Here is a 23,852-nt window from a genome sequence, read left to right as displayed (position 1 = left end):
TGCTAAATGAGCCACGTTGACATCATTTGGCAGCTTCATGCATTACAAACTTCCCGCCTGACGACCTTTGCCCGCAGAAGTTAATGTTCTCCCCGTTTGCTTACCGTTGAGGCTTTCCAGACGCATCTGGAAGGGCGGGAATGGCATATCGATACCGTGGGCGTGGAAGCCTGCCAGAATCAGCTGGTGGATCTCATGGCGTAGCGGCATACGGTGACCCATCTCAGCGGCGTAAATACGCAGCTCGAAAATCTGAATCCCCTGTTGCAGATCCACCAGGAAGACTTCCGGTGCCGGGTTGTCGATCACCAGCGAGCAGCGACGCGCTGCGGTGAGCAGGATTTCCGTCACTTCTTCGCTATTGGCATCGGCAGGGGCCGGAATCGTCAACACCACGCGCGTGACCGAGTCAGAGAGCGACCAGTTGATAAACTGCTCGGTAATAAACGCCTTGTTCGGCACGATTATCTCTTTACGGTCCCAGTCGCTGATGGTGGTGGCGCGGGTGTTAATTTTTGTCACGCTACCAGTAAGATCGCGGATCGTTACCGTATCGCCAATGCGAATCGGTTTTTCGAACAGGATGATCAGGCCAGAGATAAAGTTGGCGAAAATTTCCTGCAAACCAAAACCGAGACCAACACCGAGCGCGGCAACCAGCCACTGCAATTTCGACCACTCAATACCAATCATTGAGAAGCCGACCAGCCCGCCAATCAGCATCAGCAGATATTTGGTGATGGTGGTGATGGCGTAACCCGTACCTGGCGTTAAATCCAGGTGCTGCAAAATCGCCAGTTCCAGCAGCGCGGGCAGGTTGCGCACCAGCTGCGTGGTGATGATAAACACCAGAATGGCAATCAGCACCGCACCGAGGGTAATTGGCTCCAGACTTTCTACGCCCTGTACCGTGGAGGTGACATCCCACAGCGAAATATTTTCGAGGAAGCCGAAAGCGGAATGGATTTCTGACCACAGCACAATGACAGAAAGCAGGGCGATCAACATCAAAATTGAGCGCACCAGCCGCAAGGATTGCGCACTGATGGCATCGAGATCGACTTCGCTTTCATCGACTTCAATTGCTCCTTCCGGGCTACTGTGATGATGCGCTTCCTCTTCGCCACGCGCACGTTGCGCTAACATCTCTGCACGGCGATGCTTCGCCCGGTCAAACGCCAGCCTGCGACGCTGGATCAGCATCCAGCGGCGGATAACGTGATAAACCACCAGTAGCAGGAACCAGATGGCAACCGAGGTTTCAAGCCTCGCTAACAGCGCCTGTGCCGTTGCCAGATAACCCACCGCCGACGCCAGAATGGCAACCAGTGGCGCGCCAATCATCATGTTCCACAGCATATGGTTGGTAATGTTGTCGCCGCTGCCCTCTTTGTTGAGATACAGTGGGATCCCGGCCTTTTTCAGGCTGAGGGTGACCACCGCCAGCGCACCGCAAATGAGGATAAAGCAAAGCCGTCCCAGCGAACCGGAGAATTCACGGTCGTCGAGGTTATCGAACATCATCAGCGCCATAATCAGCGGCACAATAAGCCCGATGCTCATCAGGTAGTAGCGCATCCCACGGGAAACACGTTCGCGCGGCCAGCCAAAATGAGCGATAAACAAGCCGTTCGGGCGGGCAAAGGTGGCGCAAATCATCACTACCCACAGCAGCGGCACGGTGGCCGTTACACCATCGCCAATCGCGACCGCCAGCGGATAAGGCCACGCCTCGCGCAAGCCGTAACCCAGCGTCATCCACAGCACCGGTAACGGTGACGCGACGAGAATCGACCAGAAAAGAGTGCGCAACGTCAGCCAGAAGTGATCCTGAGTCACTTTGCCAACTTTCGCCGCCGAACGTTCAAGAAAACGGGTGAAATAGCGGCGCGAGTAAATACTGCAACCGACCAGAATCAACGCGCCAAACAGCGGCAAAATTGTCTCTTTGCTGGTCAGCATCATCACACTGGCTTTGCCCAACTGACTGAAGGTGTCCAGCGAAATGAGACGACGCAGATCCTGGGCGATTTCCAGCGGCCAGGCGATGGTCATCGGGCGCACGTCAGAGGTCCAGAACAGATAGCGGTGCGTTGCTTCGTTCACCTCTTTCAGCGCATCCTCCAGTTGCCCGTTGGAGACTTTCAGCTTGGTCAGTTCCAATAGTAGCGTGTCGCCACCCTGCAACAATGAGTTCAGCAACTCACGCTGAGTGCGCAGTTGTGCTTCCAGAATACGGTTTTGCTCGGCGGTCAGCGGCTGACCGTCGGCCTGATGGATTTGCCGTAGCAGCGGCTGTTTATTAAGCAGATCCTCATAACGTAACCGTTGCACACGCAACTGCGCCATTTCGGTATCAAGCTGTTGTGGTTTTGGCATTTCTGGCAGCCGTGCCACCTGCGCCCGCAGCGCTTCGCCGAGCAGATTGGACGATCCCAGCCATTGCGACTGTTCACGCAGCGTATTCAACGCCTGCCGGACCTGTAACGTCTGGCTGGCAGCCTGACGCTGTTGCGAGGCAACGAGATCCATCCGCTGCGCCTGTTGATTCAAAGCCGCCGATAGTTCGCGGTTAATTTTGAATTGCGCGACGATATCTTTCGGCAAATCGGCACTGTTTTCTGCCAGTAATTCGGTACTTTCCAGCGCCCGCTCCGCCTCAAGCTGACGTTGGCTGTTTAATTGATTACGCAAGGCCTGCAAATACGCATCCAGTTGCTGGCTCTCTTTTTCCGCCAGCTCTGAGCGTAAGCGCGCTAATTCCTGGCGGTTATTGGCAGACAGCTGCGCCAGCTCCAGTTCATCAACGAGCGCCTTAAGACGTGCAGAGTCAGACTGCAACGCGAAATTTTGTGCCTGATTGAGCGGAGTATTGCCAGTAAGCGTCCCCAGGCGGCGCTCGATCTCATTTAACTGACGGCGGGCGTCGGTTTGCTGTTGCGGCAGTTGATTCAGCGAATCGGCAATCTCGCGGGCGCGCTCCTGCTCTTGCTGGGCCTGACGGCTTTTATCCAGCAACTGGCTGCTGACCTGGAGAATTTCCTGATTCAGCGCGTCGGTAGACATTCCCGGCGACACGCTGCGCGGCTCGTCACGCATGTTGTTTAATTGTGCGCGCAGAGTAGCGGAGAGTTTCGGATAATTATCGATAACTTGCTGATATTGTTTGATGCGCTCAAGGGAACCTTTTCGTTCCTCAAGCGCATTTAAGGCAGACTGGAGCGCCTCTACGACTTCCGGCTGTGCGGGTTTCGCCGCTTTTGCCTGCTCCAGTTCCTGAGTGATTTGTTTGCTATCGGGGGCCGTCGCGGCGTACGCCCCCCAACTGAGGCACCAGGCCATCAGAAAAGTGATAATCAGGCGCACGTCAGCGTTTCCTTTGATGGATTAGACCTGGTCTTTTTTGTCGTCAACCAATGGGCTGGCGTCGTGTTCTGCTTCGATCTCTTCAGCAGGAAGCGGGGCAGGTTCAGCGTCTGGCGTAACAAAGGTTTCGGTAGATACTGCCAGCGGCTGGCCAATTTTCGTGACAGACAGGCTTTCCAGTTGCTCAACCAGATTCACTTTACCCGGTGCAAACAGGTTGATAACGGTGGAACCGAGTTTAAAGCGACCCATTTCCTGGCCTTTCAGCAGTGCCACAGAACCGTCGTTTTCCCCGGCAGGCCAGGTCCAGCGCTTGATGATACCTTCGCGCGGCGGCGTAATGGTGCCCGCCCAGACCGTCTCAATGCTGCCAACAATCGTCGCTCCGACCAGAATCTGCGCCATTGGGCCAAATTCGGTATCGAAAAGGCAAATCACGCGTTCGTTACGGGCAAACAGATTCGGCACGTTCTGAGCGGTGAGATGGTTAACGGAGAAGAGATCGCCCGGCACGTAGATCATCTCACGCAGAATACCGTTGCACGGCATGTGTACGCGGTGGTAGTCACGCGGGGAGAGGTAAGTGGTCACAAACGTACCGTTGCGGAACAGGTCCGCCATCAGATAGTTGCCTGCCAGCAAGGCTTCGAGGCTGTAGTTGTGGCCTTTGGCTTGCAGGATTTTATCTTCTTCGATTTTACCCAACTGGCTGATAACGCCATCGGCAGGCATGACCAGGACATTCGGATCGGTATCGATTGGGCGTACTTCGTCACGCAGCGGACGGACAAAGAATTCGTTAAAGGTGCGGTAGCTGGCGGTGTCCGGCTTTTGCGCCTCTTTCATGTCGACCTTGTAGTATTTAACGAACAGATCGATAACCAGTTTTGTCAGCCATCCTGCCCGCTTGCTTGCGCCCCAACCCGCCAGGCGAGTAAGCCATAGTTTCGGCAGAATGTACTGTAGCGAAAGTTTAAATGAATTTAACAAGGTAGCCTCCAGGCCATTGTTTTGTCGTTCCTGATCCGGCCAACATGCCGGATCCTGAAAAAAAGGGGACGATTCTAACGACGGTTAGCTTAATTGTCAGTCATCCGTATCAGAAAAGTTTTTACGCGTTTTTACCTGCGCCATGCTTTCCAGAATACGGTGATAGTTTTCGAAACGGGTTTCCGCGATTTTCCCTTCCTCAACCGCTTCCCGGATAGCGCAGCCCGGATCGGTATCGTGTTTGCAATCGCGATATTTACACAGACCTAAATAGTCATGGAATTCGACAAAGCCCTGAGTGATTTGTTCCGGCTCCAGGTGCCAGAGGCCGAACTCACGCACACCAGGGGAATCAATCACATCACCGCCGTGCGGGAAGTGATACAGCCGAGCGGCGGTCGTGGTGTGCTGACCGAGCCCCGAGTTGTCAGAGACATCGTTGGTCAGGATCTCTTTTTGCAGCCCCAGCAACGCATTCAGCAGGCTGGATTTGCCGACGCCAGACTGCCCGGCAAAAATGCTGATGCGCCCGGTCAACGCCTCTTCCAGCGGTTTTAGCCCATCCTGAGTATGGCTGGAAACCATCAATACGCGATAACCGATATTGCGGTAGATATCCATCTGCTCGTTGACGAACGCCATGCCTTCGTCGTCCAGCAGGTCTATCTTGTTGAGCACAATAATCGGCTCAATCTGCAAGGTTTCGCAGGCCACCAGGTAACGGTCGATAATATTGAGCGACAGCTCCGGCAAAATGGCGGAGACAATGACAATCTGGTCGATGTTGGCGGCAATAGGTTTTACGCCGTCGTAGAAATCCGGACGCGTCAACACCGAGGTACGCTCATGCACCGCTTCCACGATCCCTTTGACATTTACGCCTTCCGCCGCCGGTTTACCCGGACGCCAGACTACGCGGTCGCCGGTTACCAGCGAACGGATGGTACGGCGAATATTGCAGCGGTGAACGTCGCCATCGGCGGATTCCACATCAGCGTGCATACCAAAGCGGCTGATGACGATACCTTCATCAGGCTCGCCAAACAGATTGTCGTCGTAGTCGGGCTTCTCCTTAGACGTTTTAAGACGACGCTGGTGATTGGCGTTCACGCGGCGCTGCTGGCCTTTGGAGAGTTTATTTTTACTCAATCGTACAGACTCCTGGTCGCCCCTGATGGGCAAAACATCTATGATACACGCAATTGTGAATCAATATAGTCACTGTGAATGGGTGGAAAATAGCATGAGTGCCAATGAAAACAACCTGATTTGGATCGATCTTGAGATGACCGGTCTGGATCCCGAGCGCGATCGCATTATTGAGATTGCCACGCTGGTGACCGATGCCAACCTGAATATTCTGGCAGAAGGGCCGACCATTGCAGTACACCAGTCTGATGAACAGCTGGCGCTGATGGATGACTGGAACGTGCGCACCCATACCGCCAGCGGGCTGGTAGAGCGCGTGAAAGCGAGCACGATGGGCGATCGGGAAGCTGAACTGGCAACGCTCGAATTTTTAAAACAGTGGGTGCCTGCGGGAAAATCGCCGATTTGCGGTAACAGCATCGGTCAGGACCGTCGTTTCCTGTTTAAATACATGCCGGAGCTGGAAGCCTACTTCCACTACCGTTATCTCGATGTCAGCACCCTGAAAGAGCTGGCGCGCCGCTGGAAGCCGGAAATTCTGGATGGTTTTACCAAGCAGGGGACGCATCAGGCGATGGATGATATCCGTGAATCGGTGGCGGAGCTGGCTTACTACCGCGAGCATTTTATCAAGCTGTAAAATTTTTCCTGGTCACGTAAGCGCCGGAATCCACTTGCGGCGGCGTGATTTTGACGCTAAATTGAACGTCTTGCTGATAATTTCAGCACTTGAGATAAAAACGCAAAAAAAACTTTTTTGGGGGGTTGCAGAGGGAAAGATTTCTCGTATAATGCGCCTCCCGTAACGACGCAGAAATGCGAAAATTACGAAAGCAAAATTAAGTAGTACGCGGGAATAGCTCAGTTGGTAGAGCACGACCTTGCCAAGGTCGGGGTCGCGAGTTCGAGTCTCGTTTCCCGCTCCAAATTCTTCTCTCAATAAAATATCCACAGCGATGCGATGCGTTATTGCTGGTTTTCGTTGTCTCTGACAAACTCTTGTAAACAGAGTTATCCACAGCCTCAGGCTGTAATCTTAATTTCAAAGAAACTTCGCACGGTGAATAGTATTTTTTTAACCTATTGATAGATAAGTTAAAAATTAAGATTCCGTTTTGTCGAGTCGATCACTTGACGATTTTATTCGTCTTGAATTGCAATGCGTTTTTATTTTTATTCACAAGCTGTGGATGAATCAGGCGTCACGCGGTAACCCTTTTTCAATCACCCGAACCAGACGCTGTTTTTTCGGCAATTGCACTTCGACTATGCACGCATTTCGTCTCTCTATTTGCTGCGCAATCGCCCACGCTATGTGCTCATCGAGAAGTGGGTGCTCACCTTTACGACTTTCCAGCGCTGTCAAAATCGTTTCATCCCAAGGGGCATTGCCTAATGCTACGGCGATATTACGCAGCCAACGCAGGTGACCAATACGACGAATCGCCGATCCTTCCGTGACTTTTAAAAACTTCTCTTCGCTCCAGGCGAATAACTCAATGAGTTCCGGTGCGTGTAGCGGCTTACGCGGGCTGAAATCCTCTTCTGTGGTGAGTTGTGAATAGCGATTCCACGGGCAGATAAGCTGGCAGTCATCGCAACCGTAAATACGGTTTCCCATTAACGGTCGCAACTCTTCCGGGATCGCCCCTTCAAGTTCGATGGTGAGATAAGAGATACAGCGGCGAGCATCGACGGTATATGGCTCGACGATGGCACCGGTCGGGCAAATCGTCATACAGGCCACGCATTTACCGCATCCTTCCTCGACTGGTTGATCCACGGGCAGCGGAATATCGACCAGCAATTCGCCTAAAAAGAAGAAAGAACCGGCCTCGCGATTGAGGATAAGTGAGTGCTTACCTGTCCAGCCGAGCCCAGCTTTTTCAGCTAACGGGCGCTCGAGAATAGGCGCAGAATCGACAAACGGTCTAAAATTCAGCGAAACACAATGTTGCTGAATCATCTCGCCCAGCTTTTTGAGTCGGTTGCGCAGAAGTTTGTGATAGTCACGGCCCAGCGCATAACGGCTAACATAGCCGAGTTTGGGGTTTTTCAGCGTGCTGGCAAATGCGGCGTTAGCAGGAAGGTAATTCATCCGCACGCTGATCACGCGCAGCGTACCGGGCAATAACTCATGAGGGCGAGCGCGCAGCATACCGTGACGTGCCATCCAGTCCATTTCGCCGTGGTATTGTTTGTCCAGCCATGCTTGCAGTTTGGGCTCGGACTCGCTGAGATCGGTATCGGTAATACCTACCTGCTGAAAGCCCAGTTCCAGCCCCCACTGTTTAATTTTTTGCGCTAACTGATTGAGATCGAGGGGCTCTGACATGACGGACCATACAATGAAGAAAAACCCCGTAAGTATACCACACACCGTCTGGTACGCCGACGATATCCGCCGCGGAGAACGCGAGGCGGCAGATGTGCTGGGGCTCACACTCTATGAGCTGATGCTTCGCGCTGGCGAGGCCGCATTCCAGGTGTGTCGTTCGGCGTATCCTGACGCCCGCCACTGGCTGGTGCTGTGCGGTCATGGTAATAACGGCGGCGATGGCTACGTGGTCGCGCGACTGGCCAAAGCGGTCGGCATTGAGGTCACGTTGTTGGCCCAGGAGAGCGACAAACCGTTGCCGGAAGAGGCCGCGCTGGCACGCGAAGCATGGTTAAACGCGGGTGGCGAGATCCATGCTTCGAATATTGTCTGGCCCGAATCGGTAGATCTGATTGTTGATGCGCTGCTCGGTACCGGTTTGCGGCAAGCGCCCCGCGAATCCATTAGCCAGTTAATCGACCACGCTAATTCCCATCCTGCGCCGATTGTGGCGGTTGATATCCCTTCCGGCCTGCTGGCTGAAACTGGCGCTACGCCAGGCGCGGTGATCAACGCCGATCACACCATCACTTTTATTGCGCTGAAACCAGGCTTGCTCACTGGAAAAGCGCGGGATGTTACCGGACAACTGCATTTTGACTCACTGGGGCTGGATAGTTGGCTGGCAGGTCAGGAGACGAAAATTCAGCGGTTTTCAGCAGAACAACTTTCTCACTGGCTAAAACCGCGTCGCCCGACTTCGCATAAAGGCGATCACGGGCGGCTGGTAATTATCGGTGGCGATCACGGCACGGCGGGGGCTATTCGTATGACGGGGGAAGCGGCGCTACGTGCTGGTGCTGGTTTAGTCCGAGTACTGACCCGCAGTGAAAACATTGCGCCGCTGCTGACTGCACGACCGGAATTGATGGTGCATGAACTGACGATGGACTCTCTTACCGAAAGCCTGGAATGGGCCGATGTGGTGGTGATTGGTCCCGGTCTGGGCCAGCAAGAGTGGGGGAAAAAAGCACTGCAAAAAGTTGAGAATTTTCGCAAACCGATGTTGTGGGATGCCGATGCATTGAACCTGCTGGCAATCAATCCCGATAAGCGTCACAATCGCGTGATCACGCCGCATCCTGGCGAGGCCGCACGGTTGTTAGGCTGTTCCGTCGCTGAAATTGAAAGTGACCGCTTACATTGCGCCAAACGTCTGGTACAACGTTATGGCGGCGTAGCGGTGCTGAAAGGTGCCGGAACCGTGGTCGCCGCCCATCCTGACGCTTTAGGCATTATTGATGCCGGAAATGCAGGCATGGCGAGCGGCGGCATGGGCGATGTGCTCTCTGGTATTATTGGCGCATTGCTTGGGCAAAAACTGTCGCCGTATGATGCCGCCTGTGCGGGCTGTGTCGCGCACGGTGCTGCAGCTGACGTACTGGCGGCGCGTTTTGGAACGCGCGGGATGCTGGCAACCGATCTCTTTTCCACGCTACAGCGTATTGTTAACCCGGAAGTGACTGATAAAAACCATGATGAATCGAGTAATTCCGCTCCCTGATGAGCAGGCAACATTAGACCTGGGCGAGCGGGTAGCGAAAGCCTGCGATGGCGCAACCGTAATCTATCTGTATGGCGATTTAGGCGCAGGTAAAACCACCTTTAGCCGGGGCTTTTTACAAGCTCTGGGTCATCAGGGTAATGTCAAAAGCCCCACTTATACGCTGGTCGAACCCTATACGCTCGACAATTTAATGGTTTATCACTTTGATTTGTACCGCCTTGCCGATCCCGAGGAGCTGGAGTTTATGGGGATTCGCGATTATTTTGCCAACGATGCCATCTGCCTGGTGGAGTGGCCACAACAAGGTACTGGTGTTCTTCCTGACCCGGATGTCGAAATACACATTGATTATCAGGCACAAGGCCGTGAGGCGCGCGTGAGTGCGGTTTCCTCTGCGGGTGAATTGTTGCTGGCGCGTTTAGCCGGTTAACCTTTGAAAGGTGGCGGGATGATGTATCGCATCAGAAATTGGTTGGTAGCGACGCTGCTGCTGCTGTGCACGCCGGTGGGTGCCGCGACGCTCTCTGATATTCAGGTTTCTAACGGTAATCAACAGGCGCGGATAACGTTGAGTTTTATTGGCGATCCTGATTATGCGTTTAGCCATCAAAGCAAACGCACCGTGGCGCTCGATATCAAACAAACGGGCGTGATTCAGGGACTGCCGTTGTTGTTCAGCGGCAATAATCTGGTGAAGGCGATTCGCTCTGGAACGCCTAAAGATGCACAAACGCTACGGCTGGTGGTCGATCTTACCGAAAACGGTAAAACCGAAGCGGTGAAGCGGCAGAATGGCAGCAATTACACTGTCGTCTTTACGATTAACGCCGATGCGCCGCCACCTCCTCCTCCGCCGCCCGTGGTTGCGAAACGCGTTGAAACGCCTGCGGTTGTCGCACCGCGCGTCAGCGAACCGGCGCGCAATCCGTTTAAAACGGAAAGTAACCGCACTACGGGTGTTATCAGCAGTAATACGGTAACGCGTCCGGCAGCGCGCGCGACGGCTAACACTGGCGATAAAATTATCATCGCTATTGATGCCGGACACGGCGGTCAGGACCCTGGCGCTATCGGCCCCGGTGGTACGCGGGAGAAAAATGTCACCATCGCCATCGCGCGTAAATTGCGTACTTTGCTCAATGACGATCCGATGTTTAAGGGCGTTTTAACCCGTGACGGGGATTACTTTATCTCGGTGATGGGGCGCAGTGATGTGGCACGTAAGCAAAACGCCAATTTCCTCGTGTCGATTCACGCTGATGCCGCACCGAACCGCAGTGCGACTGGCGCTTCCGTATGGGTGCTCTCTAACCGTCGCGCCAACAGCGAAATGGCCAGCTGGCTGGAGCAGCACGAGAAACAGTCGGAGCTGCTGGGTGGGGCGGGTGATGTGCTGGCGAACAGTCAGTCTGACCCCTATTTAAGCCAGGCGGTGCTGGATTTACAGTTCGGTCATTCCCAACGGGTAGGGTATGATGTAGCGACCAGTATGATCAGTCAGTTGCAACGCATTGGCGAAATACATAAACGCCGACCAGAACACGCGAGTCTCGGCGTTCTGCGTTCGCCGGATATCCCGTCAGTACTGGTCGAAACCGGTTTTATCAGCAACAACAGCGAAGAACGTTTGCTGGCGAGCGACGATTACCAACAACAGCTGGCAGAAGCCATTTACAAAGGCCTGCGCAATTATTTCCTTGCGCATCCGATGCAATCTGCGCCGCAGGGGGCAACGGCACAAACTGCCAGTACGGTGACGACGCCAGATCGCACGCTGCCAAACTAAGGACGATTGATGCCAATTCAGGTCTTACCGCCACAACTGGCGAACCAGATTGCCGCAGGTGAGGTGGTCGAGCGACCTGCGTCGGTAGTCAAAGAACTGGTGGAAAACAGCCTCGATGCAGGTGCGACGCGTATCGATATTGATATCGAACGCGGTGGGGCGAAACTTATCCGCATTCGTGATAACGGCTGCGGTATCAAAAAAGATGAGCTGGCGCTGGCGCTGGCTCGTCATGCCACCAGTAAAATCGCCTCTCTGGACGATCTCGAAGCCATTATCAGCCTGGGCTTTCGCGGTGAGGCGCTGGCGAGTATCAGTTCGGTTTCCCGCCTGACGCTCACTTCACGCACCGCAGAACAGCAGGAAGCCTGGCAGGCCTATGCCGAAGGGCGCGATATGAACGTGACGGTAAAACCGGCGGCGCATCCTGTGGGGACGACGCTGGAGGTGCTGGATCTGTTCTACAACACCCCGGCGCGGCGCAAATTCCTGCGCACCGAGAAAACCGAATTTAGCCATATTGATGAAATCATCCGCCGCATTGCGCTGGCGCGTTTCGACGTCACGATCAACCTGTCGCATAACGGTAAAATTGTGCGTCAGTACCGCGCAGTGCCGGAAGGCGGGCAAAAAGAACGGCGCTTAGGCGCGATTTGTGGCACCGCTTTTCTCGAACAAGCGCTGGCGATTGAATGGCAACACGGCGATCTCACGCTGCGCGGCTGGGTGGCCGATCCAAATCACACTACGCCCGCACTGGCGGAAATTCAGTATTGCTACGTGAATGGTCGCATGATGCGCGATCGCCTGATCAATCATGCGATCCGCCAGGCCTGCGAAGACAAACTGGGGGCCGATCAACAACCGGCGTTTGTGTTGTATCTGGAGATCGACCCGCATCAGGTGGACGTCAACGTACACCCCGCCAAACACGAAGTGCGTTTCCATCAGTCGCGTCTGGTGCATGATTTTATCTATCAGGGCGTGCTGAGCGTGCTACAACAGCAACTGGAAACGCCGCTACCGCTGGACGATGAACCCCAACCTGCACCGCGTCCCATTCCGGAAAACCGCGTGGCGGCGGGGCGCAATCACTTTGCAGAACCGGCAGCTCGTGAGCCGGTAGCTCCGCGCTACTCTCCTGCGCCCGCCTCAGGCAGTCGTCCGGCTGCCCCCTGGCCGAATGCGCAGCCAGGCTACCAGAAACAGCAAGGTGAAGTGTATCGCCAGCTTTTGCAAACGCCCGCGCCGATGCAAAAACCAAAAGCGCCGGAACCGCAGGAACCTGCACTTGCGGCGAACAGTCAGAGTTTTGGTCGGGTACTGACTATCGTCCATTCCGACTGTGCGTTGCTGGAGCGCGATGGCAACATTTCACTTTTATCCTTGCCAGTGGCAGAACGTTGGCTACGTCAGGCACAATTGACGCCGGGTGAAGCGCCCGTTTGCGCCCAGCCGCTGCTGATTCCGTTGCGGCTAAAAGTTTCTGCCGAAGAAAAATCGGCATTAGAAAAAGCGCAGTCTGCCCTGGCGGAATTGGGTATTGATTTCCAGTCAGATGCACAGCATGTGACCATCAGGGCCGTGCCTTTACCCTTACGCCAACAAAATTTACAAATCTTGATTCCTGAACTGATAGGCTACCTGGCGAAGCAGTCCGTATTCGAACCTGGCAATATTGCGCAGTGGATTGCACGAAATCTGATGAGCGAACATGCGCAGTGGTCAATGGCACAGGCCATAACCCTGCTGGCGGACGTGGAACGGTTATGTCCGCAACTTGTGAAAACGCCGCCGGGTGGTCTGTTACAATCTGTTGATTTACATCCGGCGATAAAAGCCCTGAAAGATGAGTGATATCAGTAAGGCGAGCCTGCCTAAGGCGATTTTTTTGATGGGGCCGACGGCCTCCGGTAAAACGGCGTTAGCCATTGAGCTGCGTAAAATTTTACCAGTAGAGTTGATAAGCGTTGATTCTGCCCTTATTTACAAAGGGATGGATATCGGGACGGCGAAGCCGAACGCTGAAGAGTTACTCGCCGCGCCGCACCGATTGCTGGATATTCGCGATCCGTCGCAGGCTTACTCGGCTGCTGATTTTCGCCGCGATGCGCTGGCGGAAATGGCCGATATCACCGCGGCGGGGCGGATCCCACTGTTAGTGGGCGGTACGATGTTGTATTTCAAGGCATTGCTGGAAGGGTTGTCGCCGCTACCGTCGGCAGACCCGGAAGTGCGGGCCAGAATTGAGCAACAGGCGGCAGAGCAAGGTTGGGAGTCATTGCATCGTCAACTTCAGGAGGTAGATCCGGTTGCGGCAGCAAGGATTCATCCAAATGATCCACAAAGGCTTTCCCGGGCACTGGAAGTTTTTTTCATTTCGGGTAAAACTTTAACGGAACTGACGCAAACGTCAGGAGACGCTCTACCGTATCAGGTGCATCAGTTCGCCATCGCCCCGGCGAGCCGTGAACTGCTCCATCAACGCATTGAGCAGCGTTTTCATCAGATGTTGGCTTCAGGTTTTGAAGCAGAAGTCCGGGCGCTTTTTGCCCGAGGAGATTTGCATACGGACTTGCCTTCCATTCGTTGCGTGGGTTATCGCCAGATGTGGTCTTACCTTGAAGGCGAAATCTCATACGATGAAATGGTTTATCGAGGTGTTTGCGCCACGAGACAGTTGGCGAAGCGGCAGATAACCTGGCTGCGTGGTTGGGAAGGGGTTCACTGGCTTGACAGTGAAAAACCAGAACAGGCGCGTGACGAAGTATTACAGGTTGTTGGTGCTATCGCAGGCTGAATGTGTACAATTGAGACGTATCGTGCGCAATTTTTTCAGAATCGAAAGGTTCAAAGTACAAATAAGCATATAAGGAAAAGAGAGAATGGCTAAGGGGCAATCTTTACAAGATCCGTTCCTGAACGCACTGCGTCGGGAACGTGTTCCAGTTTCTATTTATTTGGTGAATGGTATTAAGCTGCAAGGGCAAATCGAGTCTTTTGATCAGTTCGTGATCCTGTTGAAAAACACGGTCAGCCAGATGGTTTACAAGCACGCGATTTCTACTGTTGTCCCGTCTCGTCCGGTTTCTCATCACAGTAACAACGCCGGTGGCGGTACCAGCAGTAACTACCATCATGGTAGCAGCGCGCAGAATACTTCCGCGCAACAGGACAGCGAAGAAACCGAATAAGGTTTCGGGCTGTTTTTTTACACGGGGAGCCAGCGATCCTGCGTTCCCCGCTGATCTATTTAGAGGGTTATACGCTTGTTTGACCGTTATGATGCTGGTGAGCAGGCGGTACTGGTACACATCTATTTTACGCAAGACAAAGATATGGAAGACCTCCAGGAGTTTGAATCTCTGGTCTCTTCCGCCGGTGTCGAAGCATTGCAGGTGATTACCGGTAGCCGTAAAGCGCCGCACCCAAAGTATTTTGTAGGTGAAGGTAAAGCAGTTGAAATTGCGGAAGCTGTCAAAGCGACGGGTGCTTCGGTCGTTCTTTTTGACCATGCCCTGAGCCCGGCGCAAGAGCGTAACCTGGAGCGTTTGTGCGAGTGTCGTGTTATCGACCGCACCGGCCTTATTTTAGATATTTTCGCCCAACGTGCGCGTACCCATGAGGGTAAGTTGCAGGTTGAGCTGGCGCAGCTGCGCCATCTGGCTACGCGCCTGGTGCGTGGCTGGACCCACCTTGAAAGACAGAAAGGCGGGATAGGTTTGCGTGGTCCGGGTGAAACCCAGCTCGAAACCGACCGTCGTTTGTTGCGTAATCGCATCGTGCAGATACAGTCGCGCCTGGAAAGAGTTGAAAAGCAGCGTGAGCAGGGGCGGCAATCGCGTATCAAAGCCGACGTTCCTACTGTTTCGCTGGTGGGATATACCAACGCCGGTAAATCTACCCTTTTCAATCGCATCACCGAAGCGCGGGTCTACGCGGCAGACCAGTTGTTTGCCACCCTCGACCCGACGTTGCGGCGTATTGACGTTGCAGATGTCGGTGAAACCGTGTTGGCAGATACCGTAGGGTTTATTCGCCACCTGCCGCACGATCTGGTTGCAGCATTTAAAGCCACGTTACAAGAGACGCGGCAAGCCACATTACTGCTGCACGTCATTGATGCGGCGGATGTGCGTGTACAAGAAAACATCGAAGCGGTGAATACGGTTCTTGAAGAGATCGACGCTCACGAGATCCCAACCCTGCTGGTGATGAACAAGATCGATATGCTGGAAGATTTCGAACCGCGTATTGATCGGGACGAAGAGAACAAACCGATCCGTGTCTGGCTTTCCGCACAGACCGGAGCGGGGATACCACAGCTTTTTCAGGCTTTGACGGAGCGGCTTTCCGGCGAGGTGGCGCAGCATACATTGCGTCTGCCACCGCAGGAAGGGCGTCTGAGAAGTCGTTTTTATCAGCTTCAGGCAATAGAAAAAGAGTGGATGGAGGAGGACGGCAGCGTAAGTCTGCAAGTTCGTATGCCGATCGTTGACTGGCGTCGCCTCTGTAAACAAGAACCGGCGTTGATCGATTACCTGATCTAACGGCGTAGCGTCTGAAGCGTGGAGTCATATCCTCTGGCGTCGAAAGACAACAGGGATCACCGCATAACAAATATGGAGCACAAACATGGCGTGGAATCAGCCCGGTAATAACGGACAAGACCGCGACCCGTGGGGAAGCAGCAAACCTGGCGGCAACTCTGAGGGAAATGGAAACAAAGGCGGTCGCGATCAAGGGCTACCTGATTTAGATGATATCTTCCGCAAACTGAGCAAAAAGCTCGGTGGTCTGGGCGGCGGTAAAGGCACCGGATCTGGCGGTGGCAGTTCATCGCAAGGCCCGCGCCCGCAGCTTGGCGGTCGTGTCGTTACCATCGCAGCGGCAGCGATTGTCATTATCTGGGCGGCCAGTGGTTTCTATACCATTAAAGAAGCCGAACGCGGCGTGGTAACACGCTTTGGTAAATTCAGCCATCTGGTTGAGCCGGGTCTGAACTGGAAACCGACGTTTATCGACGAAGTCAAACCGGTGAACGTGGAAGCCGTGCGTGAACTGGCCGCTTCTGGTGTGATGCTGACGTCGGACGAGAACGTAGTGCGCGTTGAGATGAACGTGCAGTACCGCGTCACCAATCCGGAAAAATATCTGTATAGCGTGACCAGCCCGGATGACAGCCTGCGTCAGGCTACCGACAGCGCCCTGCGTGGAGTTATCGGTAAATACACCATGGACCGCATTCTGACGGAAGGTCGTACCGTGATTCGTAGCGATACTCAGCGCGAACTGGAAGAGACGATTCGTCCGTATGACATGGGTATCACGCTGCTGGACGTCAACTTCCAGGCTGCTCGTCCGCCGGAAGAAGTAAAAGCGGCGTTTGACGATGCGATTGCCGCGCGTGAAAACGAACAGCAATACATTCGTGAAGCAGAAGCGTATACCAACGAAGTTCAGCCGCGTGCGAACGGTCAGGCGCAACGTATCCTCGAAGAGGCGCGTGCGTACAAGGCCCAGACCATCCTGGAAGCTCAGGGTGAAGTGGCGCGCTTTGCTAAACTTCTGCCGGAATATAAAGCCGCGCCGGAAATTACTCGCGAGCGTCTGTATATCGAGACGATGGAAAAAGTGTTGGGTAACACCCGCAAAGTGCTGGTTAACGATAAAGGTGGCAACCTGATGGTTCTGCCGTTAGACCAGATGCTGAAAGGTGGTAACGCCCCTGCGGCGAAGAGCGATAACGGTGCCAGCAATCTGCTGCGTCTGCCGCCAGCCTCTTCCTCCACAACCAGTGGAGCAAGCAACACGTCGTCCACCAGTCAGGGCGATATTATGGACCAACGCCGCGCCAACGCGCAGCGTAACGACTACCAGCGTCAGGGGGAATAACGATGCGTAAGTCAGTTATCGCGATTATCATCATCGTGCTGGTAGTGCTTTACATGTCTGTCTTTGTCGTCAAAGAAGGTGAGCGCGGTATTACGCTGCGTTTTGGTAAGGTACTGCGTGACGATGACAACAAACCTTTGGTTTATGAGCCTGGTCTGCATTTCAAGATACCGTTCATTGAAACGGTGAAAATGCTCGACGCACGTATTCAGACCATGGACAACCAGGCCGACCGCTTTGTGACCAAAGAGAAGAAAGACCTGATCGTCGACTCTTACATCAAATGGCGCATCAGCGATTTCAGCCGTTACTACCTGGCAACGGGTGGTGGCGACATTTCGCAAGCGGAAGTGCTGTTGAAACGTAAGTTCTCTGACCGTCTGCGTTCTGAAATTGGTCGCCTGGACGTGAAAGATATCGTCACCGATTCCCGTGGTCGTCTGACCCTCGAAGTACGTGACGCGCTGAACTCCGGTTCTGCGGGTACAGAAGATGAAGTTACTACCCCGGCGGCAGATAACGCCATTGCCGAAGCGGCAGAGCGCGTAACGGCTGAGACGAAGGGCAAAGTTCCGGTCATCAACCCGAACAGTATGGCGGCGCTGGGTATTGAAGTTGTCGATGTGCGTATCAAGCAGATCAACCTGCCGACCGAAGTGTCTGAAGCGATCTACAACCGTATGCGCGCCGAGCGTGAAGCGGTAGCGCGTCGTCACCGTTCACAAGGTCAGGAAGAAGCGGAAAAACTGCGCGCGACTGCCGACTATGAAGTGACCAGAACGCTGGCAGAAGCTGAGCGTCAGGGCCGCATCATGCGTGGTGAAGGCGATGCCGAAGCAGCCAAACTGTTTGCTGATGCATTCAGTAAAGATCCGGACTTCTACGCATTCATCCGTAGCCTGCGTGCTTATGAGAACAGCTTCTCTGGCAATCAGGACGTGATGGTCATGAGCCCGGATAGCGATTTCTTCCGCTACATGAAGACGCCGACTTCCGCAACGCGTTAATATAACGACTGCGGTACAGGTCAATAAAGCCACCGCATCCTCAGGGATGTCGGTGGTTTTCTTTTTCTATAAGGATAATGAATGAATTCGACAATCTGGCTGGCGCTTGCCCTGGTTTTGGTACTGGAAGGTTTAGGGCCGATGCTTTACCCGAAGGCATGGAAGAAGATGATCTCTGCGATGACCAATTTGCCCGATAATATTTTACGTCGTTTTGGCGGTGGACTTGTGGTTGCGGGCGTTGTGGTCTACTACATGTTGAGGAAAACGATTGGCTGAACAAAAAACAGACTGATCGAGGTCATTTTTGAGTGCAAAAAGTGCTGTAACTCTGAAAAAGCGATGGTAGAATCCATTTTTAAGCAAACGGTGATTTTGAAAAATGGGTAACAACGTCGTCGTACTGGGCACCCAATGGGGTGACGAAGGTAAAGGTAAGATCGTCGATCTTCTGACTGAACGGGCTAAATATGTTGTACGCTACCAGGGCGGTCACAACGCAGGCCATACTCTCGTAATCAACGGTGAAAAAACCGTTCTCCATCTTATTCCATCAGGTATTCTCCGCGAGAATGTAACCAGCATCATCGGTAACGGTGTTGTGCTGTCTCCGGCCGCGCTGATGAAAGAGATGAAAGAACTGGAAGACCGTGGCATCCCCGTTCGTGAGCGTCTGCTGCTGTCTGAAGCATGTCCGCTGATCCTTGATTATCACGTTGCGCTGGATAACGCGCGTGAGAAAGCGCGTGGCGCGAAAGCGATCGGCACCACCGGTCGTGGTATCGGGCCTGCTTATGAAGATAAAGTAGCACGTCGCGGTCTGCGTGTTGGCGACCTTTTCGACAAAGAAACCTTCGCTGAAAAACTGAAAGAAGTGATGGAATATCACAACTTCCAGTTGGTTAACTACTACAAAGCTGAAGCGGTTGATTACCAGAAAGTTCTGGATGATACGATGGCTGTTGCCGACATCCTGACTTCTATGGTGGTTGACGTTTCTGACCTGCTCGACCAGGCGCGTCAGCGTGGCGATTTCGTCATGTTTGAAGGTGCGCAGGGTACGCTGCTGGATATCGACCACGGTACTTATCCGTACGTAACTTCTTCCAACACCACTGCTGGTGGCGTGGCGACCGGTTCCGGCCTGGGCCCGCGTTATGTTGATTACGTTCTGGGTATCCTCAAAGCTTACTCCACTCGTGTAGGTGCAGGTCCGTTCCCGACCGAACTGTTTGATGAAACTGGCGAGTTCCTCTGCAAGCAGGGTAACGAATTCGGCGCAACTACGGGGCGTCGTCGTCGTACCGGCTGGCTGGACACCGTTGCCGTTCGTCGTGCGGTACAGCTGAACTCCCTGTCTGGCTTCTGCCTGACTAAACTGGACGTTCTGGATGGCCTGAAAGAGGTTAAACTCTGCGTGGCTTACCGTATGCCGGATGGTCGCGAAGTGACTACCACTCCGCTGGCAGCTGACGACTGGAAAGGTGTAGAGCCGATTTACGAAACCATGCCGGGCTGGTCTGAATCCACCTTCGGCGTGAAAGATCGTAGCGGTCTGCCGCAGGCGGCGCTGAACTACATCAAGCGTATTGAAGAGCTGACTGGTGTGCCGATCGATATCATCTCTACCGGTCCGGATCGTACTGAAACCATGATTCTGCGCGATCCGTTCGACGCGTAATTCTGGTACGCCTGGCAGATATTTTGCCTGCCGGGCTAACAGTGTGATACATTGCTGTGTCGGTTAAGCCATTACGCTATCCGACACAGTGTTAAATCCTCGCTTTTTTCCTTCCCCGAACTGAAATAAATTAGCGACACAGCTTGTGGCTGGTTTATCATCAATATAAATGTATTTTTTCCCGATTTCCCTTTTGAGGTTGATGTGCAGTTAACGAGTTTCACTGATTACGGATTACGTGCGCTGATCTACATGGCGTCATTGCCAGAAGGGCGGATGACCAGTATTTCTGAAGTGACTGACGTCTACGGCGTCTCCCGTAATCATATGGTCAAAATAATCAATCAACTTAGTCGTGCCGGCTACGTGACTGCTGTTCGTGGAAAAAATGGCGGCATTCGCCTGGGTAAACCGGCGAGTGCGATACGTATTGGTGATGTGGTGCGCGAGCTGGAGCCCTTATCGCTGGTGAATTGCAGCAGTGAGTTTTGCCACATTACACCTGCCTGTCGGTTGAAACAGGCGCTTTCTAAGGCCGTGCAAAGTTTTCTTACGGAACTGGATAACTACACGCTTGCCGATTTGGTTGAAGAGAATCAACCGCTTTATAAATTATTGCTGGTGGAGTGACGAAAATCTTCATCAGAGATGACAACGGAGGAACCGAGATGTCACAAGATCCTTTCCAGGAACGCGAAGCTGAAAAATACGCGAATCCCATCCCTAGTCGGGAATTTATCCTCGAACATTTAACCAAACGTGAAAAACCGGCCAGCCGTGATGAGCTGGCGGTAGAACTGCACATTGAAGGCGAAGAGCAGCTTGAAGGCCTGCGTCGCCGCCTGCGCGCGATGGAGCGCGATGGTCAACTGGTCTTCACTCGTCGTCAGTGCTATGCGCTGCCGGAACGCCTCGACCTGGTGAAAGGTACCGTTATTGGCCACCGTGATGGCTACGGCTTTCTGCGGGTTGAAGGGCGTAAAGATGATTTGTATCTCTCCAGCGAGCAGATGAAAACCTGCATTCATGGCGATCAGGTGCTGGCGCAGCCGCTGGGCGCTGACCGTAAAGGTCGTCGTGAAGCGCGTATTGTCCGCGTACTGGTGCCAAAAACCAGCCAGATTGTTGGTCGCTACTTTACTGAAGCGGGCGTCGGCTTTGTGGTTCCTGACGATAGCCGTCTGAGCTTCGATATCTTAATCCCGCCCGATCAGATCATGGGCGCGCGGATGGGCTTTGTGGTCGTAGTCGAACTGACTCAGCGTCCGACTCGCCGCACCAAAGCGGTGGGTAAAATCGTCGAAGTGCTGGGCGACAATATGGGCACCGGCATGGCGGTTGATATCGCTCTGCGTACCCATGAAATTCCGTACATCTGGCCGCAGGCTGTTGAGCAACAGGTTGCCGGGCTGAAAGAAGAAGTGCCGGAAGAAGCAAAAGCGGGCCGTGTCGATTTGCGCGATTTACCGCTGGTCACCATTGATGGCGAAGACGCCCGTGACTTTGACGATGCAGTTTACTGCGAGAAAAAACGCGGCGGCGGCTGGCGTTTATGGGTCGCGATTGCCGACGTCAGCTACTATGTGCGTCCGCCAACGCCGCTGGACAGAGAAGCGCGTAACCGTGGTACGTCGGTGTACTTCCCTTCGCAGGTTATCCCGATGCTGCCGGAAGTGCTCTCTAACGGCCTGTGCTCGCTCAACCCGCAGGTAGACCGCCTGTGTATGGTGTGCGAGATGACGGTTTCGTCGAAAGGCCGCCTGACGGGCTACAAATTCTACGAAGCGGTGATGAGCTCTCACGCGCGTCTGACCTACACCAAAGTCTGGCATATTCTGCAGGGCGATCAGGATCTGCGCGAGCAGTACGCCCCGCTGGTTAAGCATCTCGAAGAGTTGCATAACCTCTATAAAGTGCTGGATAAAGCCCGTGAAGAACGCGGTGGGATCTCATTTGAGAGCGAAGAAGCGAAGTTCATTTTCAACGCTGAACGCCGTATTGAACGTATCGAACAGACCCAGCGTAACGACGCGCACAAATTAATTGAAGAGTGCATGATTCTGGCGAATATCTCGGCGGCGCGTTTCGTTGAGAAAGCGAAAGAACCGGCACTGTTCCGTATTCACGACAAGCCGAGCACCGAAGCGATTACCTCTTTCCGTTCAGTGCTGGCGGAGCTGGGGCTGGAGCTGCCGGGTGGTAACAAGCCGGAACCGCGTGACTACGCGGAACTGCTGGAGTCGGTTGCCGACCGTCCTGATGCAGAAATGCTGCAAACCATGCTGCTACGCTCGATGAAACAGGCGATTTACGATCCAGAAAACCGTGGTCACTTCGGTCTGGCATTGCAGTCCTATGCGCACTTTACTTCGCCGATTCGTCGTTATCCTGACCTGACGCTGCACCGCGCCATTAAATATCTGCTGGCGAAAGAGCAGGGGCATCAGGGCAACACCACTGAAACCGGCGGCTACCATTATTCGATGGAAGAGATGTTGCAACTGGGTCAGCACTGTTCGATGGCGGAACGTCGTGCCGACGAAGCAACGCGCGATGTCGCTGACTGGCTGAAGTGTGACTTCATGCTCGACCAGGTAGGTAACGTCTTTAAAGGCGTAATTTCCAGCGTCACTGGCTTTGGCTTCTTCGTCCGTCTGGACGACTTGTTCATTGATGGTCTGGTCCATGTCTCTTCGCTGGACAATGACTACTATCGCTTTGACCAGGTAGGGCAACGCCTGATGGGGGAATCCAGCGGCCAGACTTATCGCCTGGGCGATCGCGTGGAAGTTCGCGTCGAAGCGGTTAATATGGACGAGCGCAAAATCGACTTTAGTCTGATCTCCAGTGAACGCGCACCGCGCAACGTCGGTAAAACGGCGCGCGAGAAAGCGAAAAAAGGCGATGCAGGCAAAAAAGGCGGCAAGCGTCGTCAGGTCGGTAAAAAGGTAAACTTTGAGCCAGACAGCGCCTTCCGCGGTGAGAAAAAAACGAAGCCGAAAGCGGCGAAGAAAGACGCGAGAAAAGCGAAAAAGCCATCGGCGAAAACGCAGAAAATAGCCGCAGCGACCAAAGCGAAGCGTGCGGCGAAGAAAAAAGTGGCAGAGTGATCAATACCCTCTTTAAAAGAAGAGGGTTAGATTGCTGACAAAATGCGCTTTGTTCATGCCGGATGCGGCGTGAACGCCTTATCCGGCCTACATAATCACGCAAATTCAATATATTGCAGAGATCATGTAGGCCGGATAAACGTAGTGCATCAGGCAAAACGTAAACAACGAGTACATTAATGAGCGAAATGATTTACGGCATCCACGCAGTGCAGGCCCTGCTGGAGCGCGCCCCTGAACGTTTTCAGGAAGTCTTTATTTTAAAAGGCCGTGAAGATAAACGTCTGTTACCGCTGATTCACGCCCTTGAGTCTCAGGGCGTGGTTATCCAGTTGGCAAACCGCCAATATCTCGACGAGAAAAGCGACGGTGCCGTGCATCAGGGCATTATCGCCCGCGTGAAGCCAGGACGTCAGTATCAGGAAAATGATCTGCCGGATCTGATCGCTTCGCTCGATCAACCGTTCCTGCTGATCCTCGACGGTGTAACCGATCCGCACAACCTCGGCGCGTGCCTGCGTAGCGCGGACGCTGCTGGCGTTCACGCGGTGATTGTGCCGAAAGATCGCTCCGCACAGCTCAACGCTACGGCGAAAAAAGTAGCCTGCGGCGCGGCAGAAAGCGTTCCACTGATTCGGGTGACTAACCTTGCGCGCACCATGCGTATGTTGCAGGAAGAGAATATCTGGATCGTCGGTACGGCAGGCGAGGCGGATCATACACTCTATCAGAGCAAAATGACCGGACGCCTGGCGCTGGTGATGGGCGCGGAAGGTGAAGGTATGCGTCGCCTGACCCGTGAACATTGCGATGAGTTGATCAGCATCCCAATGGCAGGAAGTGTTTCTTCCCTGAACGTTTCGGTTGCAACCGGAATTTGCTTATTTGAAGCGGTTCGTCAGCGCAGCTAGTTCGTCTGAATTATGAAAAGCCATCCAGATTTGGATGGTTTTTTTTTGTCTATAGCTGGTAAGATAATTACGT

Annotated in this window: 20 protein-coding genes and 1 tRNA gene; 17 read left to right on the top strand and 4 right to left on the bottom strand. The window is 53.7% G+C overall.

Annotated elements, in window-relative coordinates; all coding sequences use genetic code 11:
- Nucleotides 1-42: 42 nt before the first annotated feature.
- The 3 genes from mscM to rsgA form a co-directional block, all read right to left on the bottom strand.
- Complete coding sequence (mscM, locus tag QZF50_RS10015; RefSeq protein WP_001236847.1) at nt 43-3,366, bottom strand: miniconductance mechanosensitive channel MscM; 3,324 nt, start codon at nt 3,364-3,366, stop codon at nt 43-45.
- 21 nt (nt 3,367-3,387) lie between these two features.
- Nucleotides 3,388-4,356, bottom strand: a complete 969-nt coding sequence (gene asd / locus QZF50_RS10010) for an archaetidylserine decarboxylase (RefSeq protein ID WP_000934920.1) — start codon at nt 4,354-4,356, stop codon at nt 3,388-3,390.
- A 96-nt stretch (nt 4,357-4,452) separates the two neighbouring features.
- On the bottom strand, nt 4,453-5,505 hold the full coding sequence (gene rsgA, locus QZF50_RS10005) for a small ribosomal subunit biogenesis GTPase RsgA (protein WP_000041970.1): 1,053 nt from the start codon (nt 5,503-5,505) through the stop codon (nt 4,453-4,455).
- A 94-nt stretch (nt 5,506-5,599) separates the two neighbouring features.
- Here rsgA and orn point away from each other — a divergent pair, with 94 nt between their 5' ends.
- The 3 genes from orn (at nt 5,600) to QZF50_RS09990 (ending at nt 6,718) form a co-directional block, all read left to right on the top strand.
- The gene (gene orn / locus QZF50_RS10000) at nt 5,600-6,145 is read left to right on the top strand and encodes an oligoribonuclease (RefSeq protein ID WP_001295188.1); all 546 of its coding nucleotides are present in this window, start codon (nt 5,600-5,602) and stop codon (nt 6,143-6,145) included.
- A 210-nt stretch (nt 6,146-6,355) separates the two neighbouring features.
- Nucleotides 6,356-6,431 (top strand) — tRNA-Gly (locus QZF50_RS09995).
- A gap of 233 nt (nt 6,432-6,664) precedes the next feature.
- A complete protein-coding gene (locus QZF50_RS09990; RefSeq protein ID WP_010723271.1) occupies nt 6,665-6,718 on the top strand; it encodes a hypothetical protein in 54 nt (17 codons plus the stop codon).
- On the opposite strand, the gene queG is transcribed toward QZF50_RS09990, so the two are convergent.
- Nucleotides 6,701-7,840: a tRNA epoxyqueuosine(34) reductase QueG gene (gene queG / locus QZF50_RS09985; protein ID WP_001294219.1), complete on the bottom strand. Its 1,140-nt coding sequence runs from the start codon at nt 7,838-7,840 to the stop codon at nt 6,701-6,703. The genes QZF50_RS09990 and queG overlap by 18 nt on opposite strands.
- Here queG and nnr point away from each other — a divergent pair.
- The 14 genes from nnr to rlmB all read left to right on the top strand — a co-directional run bounded on the left by nnr (nt 7,839) and on the right by rlmB (nt 23,779).
- On the top strand, nt 7,839-9,386 hold the full coding sequence (gene nnr / locus QZF50_RS09980) for a bifunctional ADP-dependent NAD(P)H-hydrate dehydratase/NAD(P)H-hydrate epimerase (RefSeq protein WP_001295189.1): 1,548 nt from the start codon (nt 7,839-7,841) through the stop codon (nt 9,384-9,386). The genes queG and nnr overlap by 2 nt on opposite strands.
- Nucleotides 9,358-9,819 carry a tRNA (adenosine(37)-N6)-threonylcarbamoyltransferase complex ATPase subunit type 1 TsaE gene (gene tsaE, locus QZF50_RS09975; RefSeq protein WP_000981977.1) on the top strand — a complete coding sequence of 154 codons (462 nt, stop codon included), beginning with the start codon at nt 9,358-9,360 and terminating at the stop codon, nt 9,817-9,819. The genes nnr and tsaE overlap by 29 nt, the downstream gene beginning before the upstream one ends.
- A gap of 18 nt (nt 9,820-9,837) precedes the next feature.
- Nucleotides 9,838-11,175, top strand: coding sequence for an N-acetylmuramoyl-L-alanine amidase AmiB (gene amiB, locus QZF50_RS09970; protein ID WP_000990321.1), 1,338 nt, complete (start codon nt 9,838-9,840; stop codon nt 11,173-11,175).
- Between the two features lie 9 nt (nt 11,176-11,184).
- Nucleotides 11,185-13,032 (top strand): DNA mismatch repair endonuclease MutL, encoded by a 1,848-nt coding sequence (mutL, locus tag QZF50_RS09965; protein ID WP_001542593.1) that lies wholly within the window; start codon nt 11,185-11,187, stop codon nt 13,030-13,032.
- Nucleotides 13,025-13,975, top strand: a complete 951-nt coding sequence (gene miaA, locus QZF50_RS09960; RefSeq protein ID WP_001280345.1) for a tRNA (adenosine(37)-N6)-dimethylallyltransferase MiaA — start codon at nt 13,025-13,027, stop codon at nt 13,973-13,975. Before mutL ends, miaA begins: the two co-directional genes overlap by 8 nt.
- Nucleotides 13,976-14,060: 85 nt before the next feature.
- On the top strand, nt 14,061-14,369 hold the full coding sequence (hfq, locus tag QZF50_RS09955; protein ID WP_001051883.1) for an RNA chaperone Hfq: 309 nt from the start codon (nt 14,061-14,063) through the stop codon (nt 14,367-14,369).
- A 75-nt stretch (nt 14,370-14,444) separates the two neighbouring features.
- Nucleotides 14,445-15,725 carry a ribosome rescue GTPase HflX gene (gene hflX / locus QZF50_RS09950; protein WP_000460360.1) on the top strand — a complete coding sequence of 427 codons (1,281 nt, stop codon included), beginning with the start codon at nt 14,445-14,447 and terminating at the stop codon, nt 15,723-15,725.
- Between the two features lie 85 nt (nt 15,726-15,810).
- A complete protein-coding gene (gene hflK / locus QZF50_RS09945; protein ID WP_061892637.1) occupies nt 15,811-17,070 on the top strand; it encodes an FtsH protease activity modulator HflK in 1,260 nt (419 codons plus the stop codon).
- A gap of 2 nt (nt 17,071-17,072) precedes the next feature.
- Nucleotides 17,073-18,077: a protease modulator HflC gene (gene hflC, locus QZF50_RS09940; RefSeq protein WP_001232412.1), complete on the top strand. Its 1,005-nt coding sequence runs from the start codon at nt 17,073-17,075 to the stop codon at nt 18,075-18,077.
- An 81-nt stretch (nt 18,078-18,158) separates the two neighbouring features.
- The gene (locus QZF50_RS09935) at nt 18,159-18,356 is read left to right on the top strand and encodes a DUF2065 domain-containing protein (protein ID WP_001089295.1); all 198 of its coding nucleotides are present in this window, start codon (nt 18,159-18,161) and stop codon (nt 18,354-18,356) included.
- 103 nt (nt 18,357-18,459) lie between these two features.
- Complete coding sequence (gene purA, locus QZF50_RS09930) at nt 18,460-19,758, top strand: adenylosuccinate synthase (RefSeq protein WP_000527955.1); 1,299 nt, start codon at nt 18,460-18,462, stop codon at nt 19,756-19,758.
- Between the two features lie 204 nt (nt 19,759-19,962).
- A complete protein-coding gene (gene nsrR, locus QZF50_RS09925) occupies nt 19,963-20,388 on the top strand; it encodes a nitric oxide-sensing transcriptional repressor NsrR (RefSeq protein ID WP_001177639.1) in 426 nt (141 codons plus the stop codon).
- Nucleotides 20,389-20,426: 38 nt separating this feature from the next.
- Complete coding sequence (gene rnr, locus QZF50_RS09920; RefSeq protein ID WP_000076316.1) at nt 20,427-22,868, top strand: ribonuclease R; 2,442 nt, start codon at nt 20,427-20,429, stop codon at nt 22,866-22,868.
- A gap of 179 nt (nt 22,869-23,047) precedes the next feature.
- Nucleotides 23,048-23,779: a 23S rRNA (guanosine(2251)-2'-O)-methyltransferase RlmB gene (gene rlmB / locus QZF50_RS09915; RefSeq protein WP_001293282.1), complete on the top strand. Its 732-nt coding sequence runs from the start codon at nt 23,048-23,050 to the stop codon at nt 23,777-23,779.
- Nucleotides 23,780-23,852 lie beyond the last annotated feature (73 nt).

Origin of the sequence: uncultured Escherichia sp. (assembly GCF_948475835.1) — a bacterium.
In the GTDB taxonomy this organism is placed as follows: Bacteria; Pseudomonadota; Gammaproteobacteria; order Enterobacterales; family Enterobacteriaceae; genus ECMA0423.
The sequence above is the reverse complement of the archived record's forward strand: the minus strand, read 5'-3'. Positions and strand labels throughout refer to the sequence as shown.

Bases quoted from the DNA above. Each gene is read 5' to 3' on its own strand.
- orn (WP_001295188.1), top strand. From the start codon at position 5,600: ATGAGTGCCAATGAAAACAACCTGATTTGGATCGATCTTGAGATGACC.
- nnr (WP_001295189.1), top strand. From the start codon at position 7,839: ATGACGGACCATACAATGAAGAAAAACCCCGTAAGTATACCACACACC.
- queG (WP_001294219.1), bottom strand. From the start codon at position 7,840: ATGTCAGAGCCCCTCGATCTCAATCAGTTAGCGCAAAAAATTAAACAG.
- tsaE (WP_000981977.1), top strand. From the start codon at position 9,358: ATGATGAATCGAGTAATTCCGCTCCCTGATGAGCAGGCAACATTAGAC.
- amiB (WP_000990321.1), top strand. From the start codon at position 9,838: ATGATGTATCGCATCAGAAATTGGTTGGTAGCGACGCTGCTGCTGCTG.
- mutL (WP_001542593.1), top strand. From the start codon at position 11,185: ATGCCAATTCAGGTCTTACCGCCACAACTGGCGAACCAGATTGCCGCA.
- miaA (WP_001280345.1), top strand. From the start codon at position 13,025: ATGAGTGATATCAGTAAGGCGAGCCTGCCTAAGGCGATTTTTTTGATG.
- hfq (WP_001051883.1), top strand. From the start codon at position 14,061: ATGGCTAAGGGGCAATCTTTACAAGATCCGTTCCTGAACGCACTGCGT.
- hflK (WP_061892637.1), top strand. From the start codon at position 15,811: ATGGCGTGGAATCAGCCCGGTAATAACGGACAAGACCGCGACCCGTGG.
- hflC (WP_001232412.1), top strand. From the start codon at position 17,073: ATGCGTAAGTCAGTTATCGCGATTATCATCATCGTGCTGGTAGTGCTT.
- QZF50_RS09935 (WP_001089295.1), top strand. From the start codon at position 18,159: ATGAATTCGACAATCTGGCTGGCGCTTGCCCTGGTTTTGGTACTGGAA.
- purA (WP_000527955.1), top strand. From the start codon at position 18,460: ATGGGTAACAACGTCGTCGTACTGGGCACCCAATGGGGTGACGAAGGT.
- rnr (WP_000076316.1), top strand. From the start codon at position 20,427: ATGTCACAAGATCCTTTCCAGGAACGCGAAGCTGAAAAATACGCGAAT.
- rlmB (WP_001293282.1), top strand. From the start codon at position 23,048: ATGAGCGAAATGATTTACGGCATCCACGCAGTGCAGGCCCTGCTGGAG.